The 14485-nt window shown below is 56.4% G+C and carries 18 protein-coding genes; 8 read left to right on the forward strand and 10 right to left on the reverse strand.

Features of this window, described 5'->3' with window-relative positions:
* Positions 1-47: 47 nt before the first annotated feature.
* Both ACFO1S_RS02410 and ACFO1S_RS02415 read right to left on the reverse strand, forming a co-directional pair.
* Entirely contained in the window at positions 48-545 is a 498-nt protein-coding gene (locus ACFO1S_RS02410; RefSeq protein ID WP_204600833.1) for a YcxB family protein, read from the reverse strand.
* Positions 546-578: 33 nt separating this feature from the next.
* Positions 579-767: a hypothetical protein gene (locus tag ACFO1S_RS02415; protein ID WP_204600832.1), complete on the reverse strand. Its 189-nt coding sequence runs from the start codon at positions 765-767 to the stop codon at positions 579-581.
* Positions 768-929: 162 nt separating this feature from the next.
* Here ACFO1S_RS02415 and ACFO1S_RS02420 point away from each other — a divergent pair, with 162 nt between their 5' ends.
* The 5 genes from ACFO1S_RS02420 to ACFO1S_RS02440 all read left to right on the forward strand — a co-directional run bounded on the left by ACFO1S_RS02420 (position 930) and on the right by ACFO1S_RS02440 (position 5574).
* Positions 930-2024 (forward strand): GntR family transcriptional regulator, encoded by a 1095-nt coding sequence (locus ACFO1S_RS02420; protein ID WP_204600831.1) that lies wholly within the window; start codon positions 930-932, stop codon positions 2022-2024.
* A gap of 108 nt (positions 2025-2132) precedes the next feature.
* The gene (gene araD / locus ACFO1S_RS02425) at positions 2133-2837 is read left to right on the forward strand and encodes an L-ribulose-5-phosphate 4-epimerase (RefSeq protein ID WP_204600830.1); all 705 of its coding nucleotides are present in this window, start codon (positions 2133-2135) and stop codon (positions 2835-2837) included.
* Positions 2838-2871: 34 nt separating this feature from the next.
* Positions 2872-4545 carry a ribulokinase gene (locus tag ACFO1S_RS02430; RefSeq protein ID WP_204600829.1) on the forward strand — a complete coding sequence of 558 codons (1674 nt, stop codon included), beginning with the start codon at positions 2872-2874 and terminating at the stop codon, positions 4543-4545.
* A gap of 169 nt (positions 4546-4714) precedes the next feature.
* A complete protein-coding gene (locus ACFO1S_RS02435) occupies positions 4715-5227 on the forward strand; it encodes a hypothetical protein (RefSeq protein ID WP_204600828.1) in 513 nt (170 codons plus the stop codon).
* An 8-nt stretch (positions 5228-5235) separates the two neighbouring features.
* Positions 5236-5574: an Ig-like domain-containing protein gene (locus ACFO1S_RS02440; protein WP_204600827.1), complete on the forward strand. Its 339-nt coding sequence runs from the start codon at positions 5236-5238 to the stop codon at positions 5572-5574.
* 59 nt (positions 5575-5633) lie between these two features.
* On the opposite strand, the gene ACFO1S_RS02445 is transcribed toward ACFO1S_RS02440, so the two are convergent.
* Positions 5634-6428 (reverse strand): DUF4367 domain-containing protein, encoded by a 795-nt coding sequence (locus ACFO1S_RS02445; protein ID WP_204600826.1) that lies wholly within the window; start codon positions 6426-6428, stop codon positions 5634-5636.
* Positions 6421-6996, reverse strand: a complete 576-nt coding sequence (locus ACFO1S_RS02450) for an RNA polymerase sigma factor (protein ID WP_204600825.1) — start codon at positions 6994-6996, stop codon at positions 6421-6423. Before ACFO1S_RS02450 ends, ACFO1S_RS02445 begins: the two co-directional genes overlap by 8 nt.
* A gap of 207 nt (positions 6997-7203) precedes the next feature.
* Between ACFO1S_RS02450 and ACFO1S_RS02455 the strand changes: the two genes are divergently transcribed.
* Positions 7204-7893, forward strand: a complete 690-nt coding sequence (locus ACFO1S_RS02455) for a TVP38/TMEM64 family protein (RefSeq protein WP_204600824.1) — start codon at positions 7204-7206, stop codon at positions 7891-7893.
* Here the strand turns inward: ACFO1S_RS02455 and ACFO1S_RS02460 are convergent.
* Positions 7857-8120 carry a hypothetical protein gene (locus ACFO1S_RS02460; protein ID WP_204600823.1) on the reverse strand — a complete coding sequence of 88 codons (264 nt, stop codon included), beginning with the start codon at positions 8118-8120 and terminating at the stop codon, positions 7857-7859. The genes ACFO1S_RS02455 and ACFO1S_RS02460 overlap by 37 nt on opposite strands.
* Positions 8121-8202: 82 nt before the next feature.
* Between ACFO1S_RS02460 and ACFO1S_RS02465 the strand changes: the two genes are divergently transcribed.
* On the forward strand, positions 8203-8739 hold the full coding sequence (locus tag ACFO1S_RS02465; RefSeq protein ID WP_204600822.1) for a hypothetical protein: 537 nt from the start codon (positions 8203-8205) through the stop codon (positions 8737-8739).
* A 343-nt stretch (positions 8740-9082) separates the two neighbouring features.
* Complete coding sequence (locus tag ACFO1S_RS02470; RefSeq protein WP_204600821.1) at positions 9083-10507, forward strand: MATE family efflux transporter; 1425 nt, start codon at positions 9083-9085, stop codon at positions 10505-10507.
* Positions 10508-10562: 55 nt separating this feature from the next.
* On the opposite strand, the gene ACFO1S_RS02475 is transcribed toward ACFO1S_RS02470, so the two are convergent.
* The 5 genes from ACFO1S_RS02475 to ACFO1S_RS02495 are packed head-to-tail and all read right to left on the reverse strand — an operon-like array spanning position 10563 to position 14449.
* A complete protein-coding gene (locus ACFO1S_RS02475) occupies positions 10563-11201 on the reverse strand; it encodes a ThuA domain-containing protein (protein ID WP_204600820.1) in 639 nt (212 codons plus the stop codon).
* A gap of 32 nt (positions 11202-11233) precedes the next feature.
* On the reverse strand, positions 11234-11959 hold the full coding sequence (locus tag ACFO1S_RS02480) for an SDR family NAD(P)-dependent oxidoreductase (RefSeq protein ID WP_204600819.1): 726 nt from the start codon (positions 11957-11959) through the stop codon (positions 11234-11236).
* Between the two features lie 45 nt (positions 11960-12004).
* Entirely contained in the window at positions 12005-12730 is a 726-nt protein-coding gene (locus tag ACFO1S_RS02485; protein ID WP_204600818.1) for an SDR family NAD(P)-dependent oxidoreductase, read from the reverse strand.
* Between the two features lie 25 nt (positions 12731-12755).
* On the reverse strand, positions 12756-13592 hold the full coding sequence (locus ACFO1S_RS02490) for a carbohydrate ABC transporter permease (RefSeq protein WP_204600817.1): 837 nt from the start codon (positions 13590-13592) through the stop codon (positions 12756-12758).
* On the reverse strand, positions 13592-14449 hold the full coding sequence (locus ACFO1S_RS02495; protein WP_204600816.1) for a carbohydrate ABC transporter permease: 858 nt from the start codon (positions 14447-14449) through the stop codon (positions 13592-13594). Before ACFO1S_RS02495 ends, ACFO1S_RS02490 begins: the two co-directional genes overlap by 1 nt.
* Between the last annotated feature and the right edge of the window lie 36 nt (positions 14450-14485).

The following is a 14485-nucleotide window of genomic DNA, read 5'->3' on the forward strand; positions in this document are numbered from 1 at the left end:
CTGTACGGCAAGAAGGAGCTGCGCGTCAGGCGCAGCTCCTTCTATATTTACCGAATAAGGCCGCGGCGTATCGTCTGATGCCGTCCGACGATCTGCCGGAATTGCTCTTCCTGCTCGCGGCTCTCGAACACTTCCTTAGGCGCAATCCAGAATTGCGTCTCGTCGAGGAACAGCAAATAATACCTGGGCGTTTCCCAAACCTTGCGAATGTCGCTCCACTTCGTCTGCTTATCCAGATCCTCGGATTTCAGGCGAATGTCCGTCTCCCCGGCCGTCAGGGTGAAGGGCTTGGCGTACCGCTTGTCGCTGGCGAACTTCCTCGGTTGAACATAGCCGGACAGCAGATAGGAGAGTCCAAGAAGCACAAGTACGAACAGGGCAATTCCGAGCATATACGCATTGGAGGAGCGGATGTAGAGGATGAGCTCCAGCAGGACGATGGCCAAGCCGATTCCATTGGAAACCCAGAATCTCATCGAATTGTGGTGATAGTCTCTGATCGCCCGGGTCATGTGCTCGCTGTACTTATAAGTAATGTCGATCAAATCGCGTTGCCTCCTTGATATTCGATAGAGCGGCTAAGCCAGGGAGGATCTCGCCTCTTGCAGGGCCTGAATGATGCGCTCCAGCTCGTCGCGATCTTCAATTGCAATTGCCACGTATTTGGGCCGATATCCGCTACTCGACAGCTCGATGCGCACCAGCTTTTTCTCGCTGTCGGCGTGGATATCTAACGACTCCGAGGAGTATAGCAATCGATTTGCCACAGGGAACGACCTCCGTATTCATACTAGCACAAACTATATCATAATTTCGGGGAAAAGGGCATGTTCGACAGCGAGCGTAATAGGTACGTACAAGTTGATTCGTATGCTATAATGGCGATAAGTCTAAGAATACGGAAAGGCCGCTGGATGCGGGGGTGCGGAATGACTTCTCAATCGCCGAAATATATACAGCTCAAAGAAGAGCTTCTATCCTGGATCGCATCGGGCCGTTACCGGCCCGGGGACAAGCTGCCGTCGGAGAACGAGCTGGCCGAGCAATACTCGCTGAGCCGTCAGACGGTTCGCCAGTCGATCGGAGAGCTTGTCCAGGAGGGCTGGCTCGCCCGGGAGCAAGGGAAAGGAACGTTCGTCAGCCGGCAGTCGCCCGAGCGCCGCGCTTCCTCTAACAATCGTACGGTCGGCATTATTACGACCTCGATATCGGATTATATTTTTCCTTCCATCGTTCGCGGGGTCGAAGCGGCTTTGAAGGATAAGGGCTACCGCTTGCTGCTGTCCAGCACCGACCACCGGAAGGACAGAGAGCGCGAATGCCTGGAGATGATGCTGAGCCACTCGGTCTGCGCATTAATCGTGGAGCCGACCAAAAGCGCGGAGGGCAATCCGAATTTCGACAATTACATGGCGATAGAGGACCATGGCATCCCCATACTGATGATTAACGAAAGCTATCCGGATCTGGATTGCGCCAGCGTAAGGATGGATGACGACGCGGGCGGCCTGATGGCGGCCAAATACGTGCTTGAGCTGGGGCACCGCCGCATCGCGGGTTTTTTCAAAACCGACGACCTGCAGGGAGTTCGGAGAATGAAGGGATATATTCGCGCATGCCGGGAGTATCAGCTGTCCTCCGAGGCCGGGGCGATCGTTCGTTATTCGACCGAGGACAAGGGAGAGCGTCCGCAGCGCATGCTGAAGGAAATGCTGATGTCCGCGCAGCCCCCTACCGCAATCGTATGCTACAACGACCAGCTTGCCGTCTCGCTGCTGGATACCGTAAGGGAGCTGGGGCTGAGAATTCCGGAGGATCTGTCTATCATCGGCTACGACGATTCCTTCCTGGCTACGGCGACGGAAATTAAGCTTACGACGATCGAGCATCCGAAGTCCAGGCTAGGCGAGCGTGCCGCGAATCTGCTCATCGCGCAGATGGAGAAAGGAATCGTTCCCTCGAAGCAAGAGGTGCTGTATCCGCCCAAGCTGATTGTCCGGCAATCGACGGCGGAGAAGAGTTGACGGAACAACTCGACACACCTGTACGTACAAGTGTATAATGTGACCTGTGAAGGTTATTTCGAATAGCAGCCATAATGTGATAATAACAAGGAAAGGGAGTGTTTTGACTTGTTAGATCAACTTAAGGAAATCGTATGCAGAGCCAACGCCGAGCTGCCAAAATACGGATTGGTGACGTTTACTTGGGGGAATGTCAGCGGCTTTGATCGAGCCTCCGGACTTATGGTCATCAAGCCCAGCGGCGTGCCCTATGAGGAGCTGAAGCCCGAGCATATGGTTGTCGTGGATCTGGAGGGCAAGGTCGTCGAAGGAAGCATGCGTCCTTCCTCGGATACGCCGACTCACCTGGTGCTCTACCGCGCGTTTCCCAACGTGGGAGGAATCGTCCATACCCACTCTCCCTGGGCGACGATCTGGTCGCAGGCGGGGCAAGGCATTCCGGCGCTTGGCACGACGCAGGCCGATTATTTCTACGGGACAATTCCTTGCACGCGGGCGATGACGAACGCGGAAATTCAGGGCGCTTACGAGGCCGAGACGGGCAACGTCATCGTGGAAACGTTCCAAGGCATCGATCCGGACCGGGTTCCCGGCGTATTGGTCAACAGTCACGCACCGTTCGCTTGGGGCAAGGATGCGATGGACGCCCTGCATAACGCGGTCGTACTGGAGGAGGTTGCCAAGATGGCCTACCACACGAGACAGCTTAATGCGGGCGTGCCTTCCATGAACCAGGTGCTGCTCGACAAGCATTATTTGCGCAAGCATGGCGCGGCCGCTTATTACGGACAGCCCGGCGATTCCAAGCATTAGCATTTAACCTAACCATGAACAGGGAGTGCTTACTATGAGCCAAAAATTCGCAATCGGCGTTGATTACGGCACGCAATCGGGACGCGCGGTTCTTGTAGATCTATCGAACGGCAATGAGATCGCGGACCATGTGACTCCTTATCCCCACGGCGTCATCGACGAGACGCTGCCGACATCCGGCCGCGCGCTGGAGCACGATTGGGCCCTGCAGCATCCGGACGATTACTTGGAGGTGCTGCGGCGTTCGGTTCCCGAGGTGCTGCGGCAATCGGGCATCTCCCCGTCGGACGTAATCGGCCTAGGCATCGATTTTACGGCCTGCACGATGCTGCCCGTCGATGCAAGCGGCGTGCCGCTGTGCTTCAAGCCCGAGTGGAAGGATAATCCCCATGGCTGGGTGAAGCTGTGGAAGCATCATGCCGCTCAGGACGAGGCTGATCGTCTGAATGCAATCGCAGCGGAGCGCGGCGAGAAGTTCCTTCCTCGCTACGGCGGCAAGATTTCCTCTGAATGGATGATCGCAAAGATCTGGCAGATCGTCAACGAGGCGCCGGAGGTATACGAGGCGACGGACTTGTTCACGGAAGCGACCGACTGGGTCGTCTCCCAGCTGACCGGCAGCTTCGTGCGCAACAGCTGTACGGCGGGCTACAAGTCGATCTGGCACAAGCAGGACGGCTATCCGAGCGATGATTTCTTCCAGGCGCTCGATCCTCGTCTGGCCAATCTGACCGCCACGAAGCTGCGCGGCGAGATCGCTCCGCTCGGCACGAAGGCGGGCGAGCTGACGGAGGAGATGGCGAAGCTGACCGGGCTTAACGCAGGAACCGCCATCGCGGTAGGCAACGTCGACGCGCATGCCGCGGTGCCGGCTGTGGGCGTAGTGACTCCGGGCAAGCTTGTCATGGCGATGGGAACATCGATCTGCCATATGCTGCTCGGCTCTGAGGAAGTGGAAGTAGAGGGCATGTGCGGCGTCGTCGAAGACGGAATTATTCCGGGTTATCTCGGTTATGAAGCGGGCCAATCGGCTGTCGGCGATATTTTCGAATGGTTCGTGGAAGAAGCGGTTCCCGCTTATGTGAAGGAAGCGGCCGAGAAGGAAGGCGTGGGCGTCCATCAATGGCTGACGGAGCGGGCGTCGGCCTACAAGCCGGGAGAGACGGGCTTGCTTGCTCTGGACTGGTGGAACGGCAACCGCTCCGTACTCGTAGATACGAATCTGACGGGTGTCGTGGTCGGCTACAGCCTGTTGACGAAGCCGGAGGAGATGTACCGAACGCTGCTGGAGGCTACGGCCTACGGCACGCGCAAGATCATCGACGTCTTCCATGGCAACGGGGTCCCGGTAGAGGAAGTCTATGCCTGCGGCGGTCTGCCGCAGCGCAATGCGCTGCTGATGCAGATCTACGCGGACGTGACCAATCGGGAGATCAAGGTTGCCGATTCCAAGCAGACGCCGGCGGTCGGAGCCGCAATGTTCGGCGCGGTCGCTGCGGGAAGCGCCCGGGGCGGCTACGACAGCGTCGTGGACGCGGCCAAGGCGATGGCGCGGGTGCGCGAGGAGACGTTTAAGCCGATTGCCGAGAATGTTGCGGTATACGAGAAGCTGTATCAGGAATACAGCACGCTGCACGATTACTTCGGACGCGGAGCCAACGATGTCATGAAGCGACTGAAAGCGCTGAAGGACGAAGCGGCCCGCTAAAATAGTCCTGTGTCAAAATAGGGAGCTGTCCCGGGTTTACGGGCGGTTCCCTATTTTCATGGACAAAAGATTCAAAAAAATTAAAAAAAATGTCGAAAGTTGTTGCAACCTTTTGCGTTTTCGATTGTGTATATAGTGAACAACATTGAGAACAGGAAGGTTGATGACGATGAGAAAAAGAATGTTGAAGAGAACGGCACTGGGATGGATGGCGGCAATTCTCGTCGCGAGTACGGCATTTGGCCCAACAAGCGAAGTGGCCAACGCCGAAGAAGTGCAGCCGACGGCTGTCAGCGCGCCTTCCGAACCGATCGCCCGGACCGCAGCTCCGGCGGTGGAGCTGTTCAGCGTATTCAATCCGAGCCATTTGTATCTGGACAATGGAAGCCATGCAATAACGGCAACCACAGGCAAGGTCACCGTCAACGCCGTGACATCGGCCTTGGTGGTCGTCGATTCGATCGGCATTACGTTCTATGTTGAGAAATGGTCCGGCAGCGCTTGGGAGATCGTCGGTTCAGGCTCCACGGTAGGTACGAACAATGCTACTTATTATTCCACCACCTTCAGCAAGTCGGTTACGGCGGGCTATTACTATCGGGCCAGAACGAAGCACTGGGTAATTAAAAACGGCACCTACGAAGAGGGCGAAGTCATCAGCGGATCGGTTCTGGGAATATAGTGGGCGTCTTGAACGAGTGGATTAAGGAAACGCATCCTCAACCGGAGGCTGCGGACATTCCCGAGGATACGCTGATTACCATTACCTTTCATCAAGAGATTAACCGCAATACGCTGAATACGAGGAACATCCTCATTCTGGACGGCAACAACGGTGGCCGTCTCATATCCAGCCGATTTCTGTTCCGCTACGAATCGGATTCCAGAACGCTGTTCATCTATTCCAAGGATGAATTCGAGCAATTGGGCGCGCGCAATACGATTGAAATCATTCTTACGGGAAGAATTGCCAATATCCGCAATGTGAGAATGGAAGTCCCTTATCATCTGAGATTCACGACGCGATAAGGAAAACAGAGGCTGCAGCGTAAGGTCGTCAATCGACCGGTCGCTGCAGCCTCTGTTCGTTAGTCTCCCGTGCGCATATTTTCATACATCCGAACGAGGTCCTCGCTGCTCGTTCGGCCGCTTAGCGTAATGTACAGATCGTGCTCCGCGGCCTCCAGGGAGTTGTTTCCGTCCAGCGAGGTGAGGATGCCGAATCCGTCCCCCAATGGAATCTGCTGAACATTTACGCCTTGAAGCGTGTTTTTGAACCCGAGGTGGGAGTTGGTGTTGCTTTTACGTATAAGAATCGTCATGAACGAGCCGTCTTCCGATTTGAACGCATAGATCGCTTGATCCGCCTTGTCCCGTCCGTCATAGAAGTACAGGCTGGCGTGGTCGAACGAATATCCTGCAGGAAGATACCCGAACACGGGAGCCTGGAAGGATAACAGCTTGGCTGCTTTCGCTTCCGTTACGGACGCGAGCAGCGTCGAGTCGTTCATCTGTTCAAAGGATAGCCCCTCCAGATGGGCAGGGGGAGGGGCCGTCTTCGCTTTCGGAAGCTCAGAGCTCTCATCCCGCCCGAAGAAGAAGCCCATGATGCCCGAAGGATATTCCTTAAGCGTGGCGTACAGCGGCTGGAATGCCTTGACGGCCCGTTCGTTGCCGAAGAGGAAGGCTCCCAGAACAAGGGATGCGGCGATGATGGCCAGCTTGGACAACGCTGAGCGTCTGCCGCTCTTGCGGTGTCGCGCATTCAGCTGTTGCCGTACGGCGTCCCAGGAAGCGCGATGATCGACGGTCATAGAGTCTTGGGCCGAATGAGACGCTTCGAAGGCGGCATCGAACAGCCGATCGAATTGCGTTTTATTCATCTCGGTTCCCCCAATCCTTGAATAGTTTTCGCTTCAAATAGCTTCGCGCGCGGTTCAATTTATGTTTAACCGCGACCTCCGTCTCTTGAATCTCGACGGCAATCTCCTTGTAGGACAAGCCTTTCTTCCACTTGAGCTCAATCAGCGTGCGCTGCTCGGGCTTCATCCCTTTCAGATGACGGGAAATGTGCTCTTCGAGCGATTTGGCCACGACCTCCTGCTCGACCGATCCTCCGGCGGCCTGCATATAGGGGCTTCCATCCCAAGCGACCTCAAGACTGATCTCGTTTCGTATCTTTTTTTGCTTGCGTATGTAATTAATCGTCAGGTTTTTGGCAACGACTTTAATCCAGGCCTTCATGTGGTCTTCGTTCTCGACGGAAGGGCTTTTGACGAGCGTCGTCATAAACGCCTCCTGAATGATATCCTCGGCAGCGGAATGATCGTGAATCATATACATGATCGGCTTGTATAGGAAATGATAAAACTCGCGGTAAATTTCTTCTTGAAGCGATACGTTTAGCCTGTGAAAATTCGAACCGAGCAGGAGTAGCAAGTTCGGTTGCATACGAGAATTCACCCAATTCCTACGGTTGTGGTCGACGAATAAACGATTCTTCCTTCAGTGTAGTCGAAATGGGAGGGCTAGAGAAGCTTAAATTGTTAACTTTTTGTCGTCGCGAGCGGAAGATCGGGACGGCTTGTCCGGATTTCCGGACTGTTCGTCTCGAATTCCGCAAACCGTAGCATGTAAATAGAGGAAGGGGCATTGCTCTTGCGTCGTTCAACTGTCTGGAAGCTGGCGGCTATGCTGGCTGCCGTCGCCGCGCTGCTATGGCTGGATTTCAAGGTCATTCGGGTCAATCCGGAGTCCATTCGCCAGTGGGTGCTGTCCTTTGGCTGGATTGCGCCGATCCTGTATATCGGCATGTATATCGCGAGGCCATTCATCCTGTTTCCGGCGTCCGTCCTCTCGATGGCGGGAGGGTTGGCGTTCGGAACCTGGCTCGGCATGCTTTATACGCTTGTCGGAGCCGTTACGGGAGCGGTGCTGTCTTTTCTCGCGGCAAGGAAAATCGGCAGAGGCTTGTTCAAGGGCAAGCAAGATAAGCGGCTGCTCAAAATCGAAAGGGCGATGGAGCGTCGAGGCTTTATGATGGTGCTTCTGCTGCGACTAGCCCCTTTCGTGCCCTTCGATCTCGTGAGCTATGCGGCCGGGGCGGCAAGCGTAAGGCTGCGGGCATTTCTGCCCGCAACCTTGATCGGTACGCTTCCGGGGACGTTTGCCTACAACTTTCTCGGGTCCAGCCTCACGAAGGGCGACTGGCGGCACTTTGCTGTCGCTGCCTGCGTATTCGCCGCTGCGCTTGCGGCCCCTCTTCTGCTTCGACGCAAAGTAGAGCGGGAGATGGAGCCCGGGAACGACAATCAGAGAGGCACCGGAATGGCTCCTGTCAAAGAGTAGAAAAGCTCCAGGCCAATGATGCTGCCCGGCTCGGCGGGCAGGTTCAGCAGCGTCTGCGGAATAACCCGTCCGTTATACCGGAGAAGGACTTCTACGCCATCGCCTATCGGGATGCCCGCGACATTGCGAATGAAGCCCGCAGGACCGAAGTCGACCAAGCCGGTCGAGAGCAGCGCCTGGCGAATCGTAATTCCCGGAAAGAACGGAATAAAGTTCGTAAAGTTCACTCTCGGGAATGAAGCCCCGCCATTTATTCTTACTGTAATGAATGCAGGAGGAAGGGGCTGAGGTCCAGGGATGGGAATCGGGATGGGAATTGGAATTGGAATCGGGAATGGTCCGGGACCCGGAAAAGGAGGTCGCGGCGGCGGAAAAGGACCTGGTCCGGGTCCGGGAAAAGGAGGTCGCGGCGGCGGAAAAGGACCTGGTCCGGGACCGGGAAAAGGCGGCATCGGCATCGGGAAAGGTCCGGGTCCAGGTCCAGGACCGGGCATCATCGGCGGCATCGGCATCGGGAAAGGACCTGGTCCGGGTCCGGGACCGGGAAAAGGCGGCATTGGCGGCGGGAAAGGGCCGGGACCGGGCCCTGGACCGGGCATCGGCATCGGGAAAGGACCTAGCCCGGGACCGGGCCCAGGACCGGGCATCGGCATCGGGAAAGGCCCTGGTCCGGGACCGGGACCAGGCATCGGCGACGGGAAAGGTCCGGGACCGGGGCCCGGAAACAAGCCTCCGCCAGCCCCGCCGGGCCCCAGCAGTCCTCCAAGCAAGCCGCGCTCCTGCTCCTGCGGAAATACCCACCAGGGAATGGGGCGAGCGATTGGCGGCGCTAGTTCATCGTTCTGATGCAGATGCACGACTTCGCCCTTGGGAGATTCCTTTTTGCCTGTTTTGCCGGTTGTATTTTTGGTAGATAGCTGCAAGGGACGAGAGGACAGCTTGGCTTTCGGATCGGTGGCTGACTTCCTCAAGAGAGGCTTGGCGCCGGACGAGCGTAATTTCGACACGAGTCTTTCCTCCTTCTGCTCTGGGCGTATGACGGTTAATGCAAGATATGCGCCCACACGGATGCAGGTGCCACAGAACAAGCTTCAGGCCCGGATTCAACAGAAGCAGAGAATATTGTAAGTAATCGTAAGTTCGTGCAATGAACCTGCGGGAAGGGGAGCCTATAATGAGGTAGACTTCAATGAAAGCGGTTTCTGGAGGTGGAAAACTGAATAATCGGGACCCCAAAGACGTGCCTTTATGGGTGCTGGCGTGGCCGATCGCTTTGGAGCTGCTGCTGCAATATGTAATGGGCGCCGCGGATACGTTGATGATCAGCTCCATATCCGATCAAGCGGCAGCTGCGGTCGGCTTGTCCAACCAAGTGCTTCATGCCGTTAACATGCTGTTCCTGTTCGTCAATGCGGGAGCCGGAATCGTACTGGCCGTACGCTGGGGCTCCGGCCGGATGGAACAGGCTCGCCAGGTCGCGGCGCTTGCGCTTCGGCTAAACCTTGCGATCGGCTTGCTTCTTGGCATCGCGCTAGCGCTTGGCAAGGAAGCGATACTGGCTGCCATGCAGGTGCCGGCGGAGGTGCTTCCGGACGCCCGGCTGTATCTGGGCGTCGTCGGAGCCGGAACCGTGCTGGTTTCTCTGCATACCTCTGCGGCCGCTTCCCTTCGAAGCTCCGGGGACACCCGAAGTCCCATGTACGTAGCGCTGGCCATGAACGCGATTCATCTGATTCTGAACGTGGTGCTTATTTACGGAGCATGCGGCTTTCCCGGGCTGGGAACGCAAGGCGTGGCGATCTCAACCCTGCTCAGTCGGTCGCTGGCAGTCGTCTTTTCTTTGTGGCTGCTATACAGAACGTTTCCCGGCATCTTCCGTCGGCTCGGGTTCAACCGGTCGACCTTGTCGACCTTTCGCGATATTGTCAGGGTCGGCTGGCCGATTACGCTCAGCAACAGCTCCTATAATTACGTTCAGACCGTCTTATTTTCCTTGATCGCTTCGCTCGGAACGGTCCCGCTCGCCGCCTTTACGTACATGAATACGATTCAAGGGCTGCCGACGTTGATCGGCTCGGCTATCGGGCTTGCGGTGCAGATACGCATCGGTCAGCGGTACGGAGCCGGACGGGTGGAGGAAAGTCATCGGAGCGCCTATGCGGCTGTTAGGCTTGGTTGGGCGGTTATGTCGGCCGCAGCGCTGGCGCTGTTCTGGTTTCGAAAGGAAATTATTGGGTTTTATACGGAGGACCCGGAGGTGATCTCGCTGGCGATGGCGATTTTTGCCCTTTACTTGGTGTTGCAGCCGCTCAAGATGACGACGATGGGGTTTGCCCAGTCTTTATACGCGGTAGGCGACAACAAGTACGTGACTTTCGTCGGGATGGGGTCGATGTGGCTTCTCGGGGCGGGCGGAGCTTATCTGCTGGGCATTCGGATGGAGCTGGGGCTAATCGGCGTATATGCCGCGCTGATGGTGGACGAGTTCACAAGAGGCACCTTTGCCTGGCTCAGATGGAGGAGCGGCAAATACCGGGGAAATGCGGCTATAGCCGATAGGCGGAAAGCAAGCGGAAGCGAGCGTTCATCGGACCGCTGGAGCTCTCCCCAATAATGCGAAGGGCCTCCCGCAAGCGATGAGCGGGAGGCCCTTGCTATATGTCCTTCTCCTAGACGGTCCGGCTCAGCATAACGGCCGAGCGAAGAATGATCTCGCGGTAGGTCGGATGGAAGAAGGGGCTGCCGTCGTGTCCATTCATCAGGTAAACGACTTGTCCTTCGCCATAGGCATGCGTCCATCCGGCAGGCCATTTCTTGCCGTCATATTCGTAATCCAGCAGGATGGTCGTTTCCAGTCCTTCGACAAAATCAAACTGATACGGCTCGTCGGTGACCGTGAAGGGCTCGATCCCCCGTACCAGGTCGTGATCGTCCGCGGCTGCGCGGATTTCCAGAATGCCGTAAGGCGGATGCCCGTTCAGTCTGGCCCCCATCATACGCATCAATTCCTCGCTGGTCTGAAGAGAGATGCCGTTATGAATAACGAGCAAGCCTCCCCCGTTCCGCACATAGCCGAGCAGGCCTTGAATCTGCTCCTCGGACAGCTCGCGCCGCCAGCAATCCGTGTAGGAGATGACAAGCGCATATTGTCCGATGTTCTCGGCGCGGAGCTGATCGTAATCCTCCGTGCACACTGTCTCCAGATGATCGCGGAGCAGGTCGGTAACCGGAAGATCCATGTTCGGAAGCTGATGATATTTGAAGTTCGTGTAATCCCCCAGGACGAGGGCTTTGGCTTTGTCGCTCATGTAAGTGCCTCCTGCATACGAGTTAGTGTCTTCTAGTAGGCCAAATCCTGTCCCAGCCAGTTCAGAAATGCGGGCTTATTGGTCTGATAGGTGCGATACCGCAGGATGATCTCAATCAAATGACTTGCGGAAAATTCGGGCGTCAGGTCCGCGCTCGTATTCAGGCTGCCTCCCAGACGGCCCTGCACCCAGCCCGGATGCAGGTTCAAGACATGGCCTCCCAAATCGCGAATCTTGTTGTATGTGATCGTAGAATGCATGTTAAGGGAAGCTTTGGACATGCAATAGGCATAGCCGTTCGTGCGCCAGCTTTGGTTCAGGCTGCCCGCCTCCGAAGAGATGTTGGCGACCAGCCGCCCTGCTCCGTTCAGGAGCAGCGGCATGAACGCGTGCGTGACCCGGAGCGCGCCAAGCGCGGTCACGTTGTAGGTGCGAAGCATGGAGTCGAAGTCCATGGCTTCGGTAATCGTCCGGCCGGAGTTGGCCGAGTCTACGATTGCGGCGTTGTTCAGGATAATCTCAAGCTTGTCGGTTCTGGAGCCGACCTGTTCCCTCGCCTGACGGACGCTGTTGCCCGATCCGACGTCAAGCGGCAGCGGGATCAGTCTGCCGGGATGCTCCCGTTCCGTATGCTCAAGCTCGCTCCAATCGGACGCGTATTGGCCGGCGAACACCGTATAGCCGTTGCGCACAAGCCCCTTGGCGAGCTCCAGGCCCAAGCCCCGATCGGCTCCGGTAACCAAAGCATAACGATTCATATTGTTCATCCTCCCCATGGATAATCGGATTATTGGTCGCCGGGCTTACCAGGGTAGCTTTCTGCCCAGATAATCGAGAAACGCCGGCTGGTTCGTTTGATAAGTGCGATAACGCCCGATGATGTCCATCAGCTTCTGCGCGGCAAATTCCGGTGTTAGATCGGCGGTCGTGTCCAGCTTGCCGCTCAGTTTTCCTTGCATCCATCCGGGGTGCAGGTCAAGCACATGCCCGCCAAGCTCCTTGATTCGATTGTAGGTGATCGTGGAATGCATGTTCATGGCCGTCTTGGCCATGCAATAGCCATAGAAGCCCGTGCGCCAGCTCTGGTTGATGCTTCCGGCCTCGGAGGATACATTCACGATAAGCTTGCCGTCCCCGCCGAGCAGAGGCTCTATCAACGCGTTCGTTACGCGAAGGGAGCCGAGCCCGGTTACGTTAAACGTGCGAAGCATGTCATCGATATCGAGCTCCTCATCGAGGATGCTGTTTTTTCGGTCATTGCCGATGATCGCCGCGTTGTTGATCAGCAGCTCGAGCTTGTCCGTCTTGCTCCGGATCTCGGCGGCGAAGGCTTTGACGCTGTCATCGTTTCCCACATCCAACGGAACAGCGAAGAGCTGTTCGGGATATTCGGCCTGCAGCGCCGTCAGTTCTTCTCCGTCGGAGATGTACTTGCCCGCGAACACCGAATATCCTTTCGCTAACAGCTGCCGGCAGAGCTCCAGGCCCAAGCCCCGGTCCGCTCCCGTCACGCTTGCGTATTTCTTCATATCGTTACACTCTCCTAGAATGGGATCAGCCTTTCAACGCGCCGGCGGTCAAGCCTTCGATAATATATTTCTGAGCCAGCAGGAATACGGCGACGATCGGGATCATGGACAGGCAGGCGGCTGCGAAAGCCAGCCCGTATTCGGTCGAATTCTCGCCGAAGAAATAAAACTGCTGCACGGTTAACGTTTTGACGGCTTCTTTCTGAAGCACGATCAGCGCGACGTTAAAGTCGTTCCACATCCATAGGACGTAGAGGACGGCAAGGCAGGAGGTAATCGGCTTCAGCAGCGGAAACACAATCTGCCAGAACGTCCGGTAAGGTCCGCAGCCGTCGATTATCGCGGCCTCTTCCAGCTCTCTGGGAACGGACTTGATAAATCCGATCAATAGAAAGGTGCAGTAAGGAATGCTCGTTCCGACCAGTATGAGCACCGCTCCCGTGAGCGAATTGAGCAGCATCGTCGTCTTGAGCAGCTTGTAGACCGGAATCATTATAATCTGAAAAGGAATCATCAGAGCCGCAAGCAGGAGCGCCTCGGCGAGCCTGTAGCCTCTCTTGGCATAGTTTCTGGCGATCACGTAGGCGCCCATCGCGCTGGACAGAATGATCAGCGTCGTGGAGGCGGCCGTGACGATCAGGCTGTTGAAGAACGATCTGCCCATATTCATCGTATCCATCGCCTTGGAATAATTGGCGAAGGCGAGCTTCTGAGGCAGGGCGAGAACCGATTCCGCGATTTCCAGCGGGGTCTTGAAGGAAGTGGCGACAGACAGGTAAAAAGGAGTCAGGAAGACGACCGCAAGCAACAGAACGAGCAGATTGATCATCCAATGCTTGAGGGAGGCCGCTTTGTAAGTCATTAAGCTTCGATCTCCTTTCTGCGCAGCAAGCGGGATACGGTCAGGCCGACGATAAGCAGGAAGGCCATGAACAAGAAGGCAAGCGCTTGTCCGTAACCGGCCTTGTTATAGGCGAACAAATAATTGTAAATATAGATGGCCAGCGTTTCGGTCGCCCGAACAGGGCCGCCGCCGGTTGCGACGAGGGGAAAGGCGAACTCGCGCAAGCCGCTCGTCAGCGACAAGGTAATGCATACGGTGAACGCCGGGACGATCATTGGAACCGTGACGCGGATGAAGCGCTGCCATGCGCCTGCGCCGTCCACGGTCGCGGCTTCATAGAGCTCCTTGGGAACGCCGCTGAGCGATGCCAGGTAAATCAGCATGCTGATGCCCACGTTATGCCACACGGCGAGAATGACGATTCCGAGTAAAGCCGTGCCGGTGCTGCTGAACAAGCTCTGGATGTTGAACAGCTCTCTGAACAGATCCTTGTAGATGAAGGACCAGACGAACGCGGTCAGGACCGGGCTCAAGGCGTTGGGAATGAAGAAAATAAGACGCGAGGCGTTGCGGCCGCGAAAAGTCCGGTTCAGGGCAAGCGCAAGCCCCAGCGCGAGAAGGTTGTTGGCAACGACGTACATCAAGCCGTAGGCCAGCGTATTTTTTAACGGAATCAGCACGTCTGGGCTGATGAAGATGTTCCGGTAATTATCGAAGCCGATATAGTTCATCGTTTTGGACAAGCCGTTCCAATCGGTAAAAGAAACCTCTATTCCCATGAAAAACGGAGTCAGCATGGCAAAGGTAAAAAAGAGAGCGATCGGAAGCAGGAAGGACAGTTGGACGGCCGTCCTGCGGAATTGAATGCGTGTCATCGGTTTATCTCCACTCCTCCCGGATAGAAGGCTCCG

This window comes from Cohnella boryungensis (assembly GCF_042651945.1).
Classification (GTDB): Bacteria; Bacillota; Bacilli; order Paenibacillales; family Paenibacillaceae; genus Cohnella; species Cohnella boryungensis.

What these genes read in the sequence shown, in the direction of transcription:
- ACFO1S_RS02430 (WP_204600829.1), top strand. Translation starts at nt 2,872, where the DNA reads ATGAGCCAAAAATTCGCAATCGGCGTTGATTACGGCACGCAATCGGGA.
- ACFO1S_RS02465 (WP_204600822.1), top strand. Translation starts at nt 8,203, where the DNA reads ATGGGAATTGGAATTGGAATCGGGAATGGTCCGGGACCCGGAAAAGGA.
- ACFO1S_RS02450 (WP_204600825.1), bottom strand. Translation starts at nt 6,996, where the DNA reads ATGCAACCGAACTTGCTACTCCTGCTCGGTTCGAATTTTCACAGGCTA.
- ACFO1S_RS02495 (WP_204600816.1), bottom strand. Translation starts at nt 14,449, where the DNA reads ATGACACGCATTCAATTCCGCAGGACGGCCGTCCAACTGTCCTTCCTG.
- ACFO1S_RS02470 (WP_204600821.1), top strand. Translation starts at nt 9,083, where the DNA reads ATGAAAGCGGTTTCTGGAGGTGGAAAACTGAATAATCGGGACCCCAAA.
- ACFO1S_RS02445 (WP_204600826.1), bottom strand. Translation starts at nt 6,428, where the DNA reads ATGAATAAAACGCAATTCGATCGGCTGTTCGATGCCGCCTTCGAAGCG.
- ACFO1S_RS02490 (WP_204600817.1), bottom strand. Translation starts at nt 13,592, where the DNA reads ATGACTTACAAAGCGGCCTCCCTCAAGCATTGGATGATCAATCTGCTC.
- ACFO1S_RS02420 (WP_204600831.1), top strand. Translation starts at nt 930, where the DNA reads ATGACTTCTCAATCGCCGAAATATATACAGCTCAAAGAAGAGCTTCTA.
- ACFO1S_RS02475 (WP_204600820.1), bottom strand. Translation starts at nt 11,201, where the DNA reads ATGAGCGACAAAGCCAAAGCCCTCGTCCTGGGGGATTACACGAACTTC.
- ACFO1S_RS02485 (WP_204600818.1), bottom strand. Translation starts at nt 12,730, where the DNA reads ATGAAGAAATACGCAAGCGTGACGGGAGCGGACCGGGGCTTGGGCCTG.
- ACFO1S_RS02435 (WP_204600828.1), top strand. Translation starts at nt 4,715, where the DNA reads ATGAGAAAAAGAATGTTGAAGAGAACGGCACTGGGATGGATGGCGGCA.
- ACFO1S_RS02480 (WP_204600819.1), bottom strand. Translation starts at nt 11,959, where the DNA reads ATGAATCGTTATGCTTTGGTTACCGGAGCCGATCGGGGCTTGGGCCTG.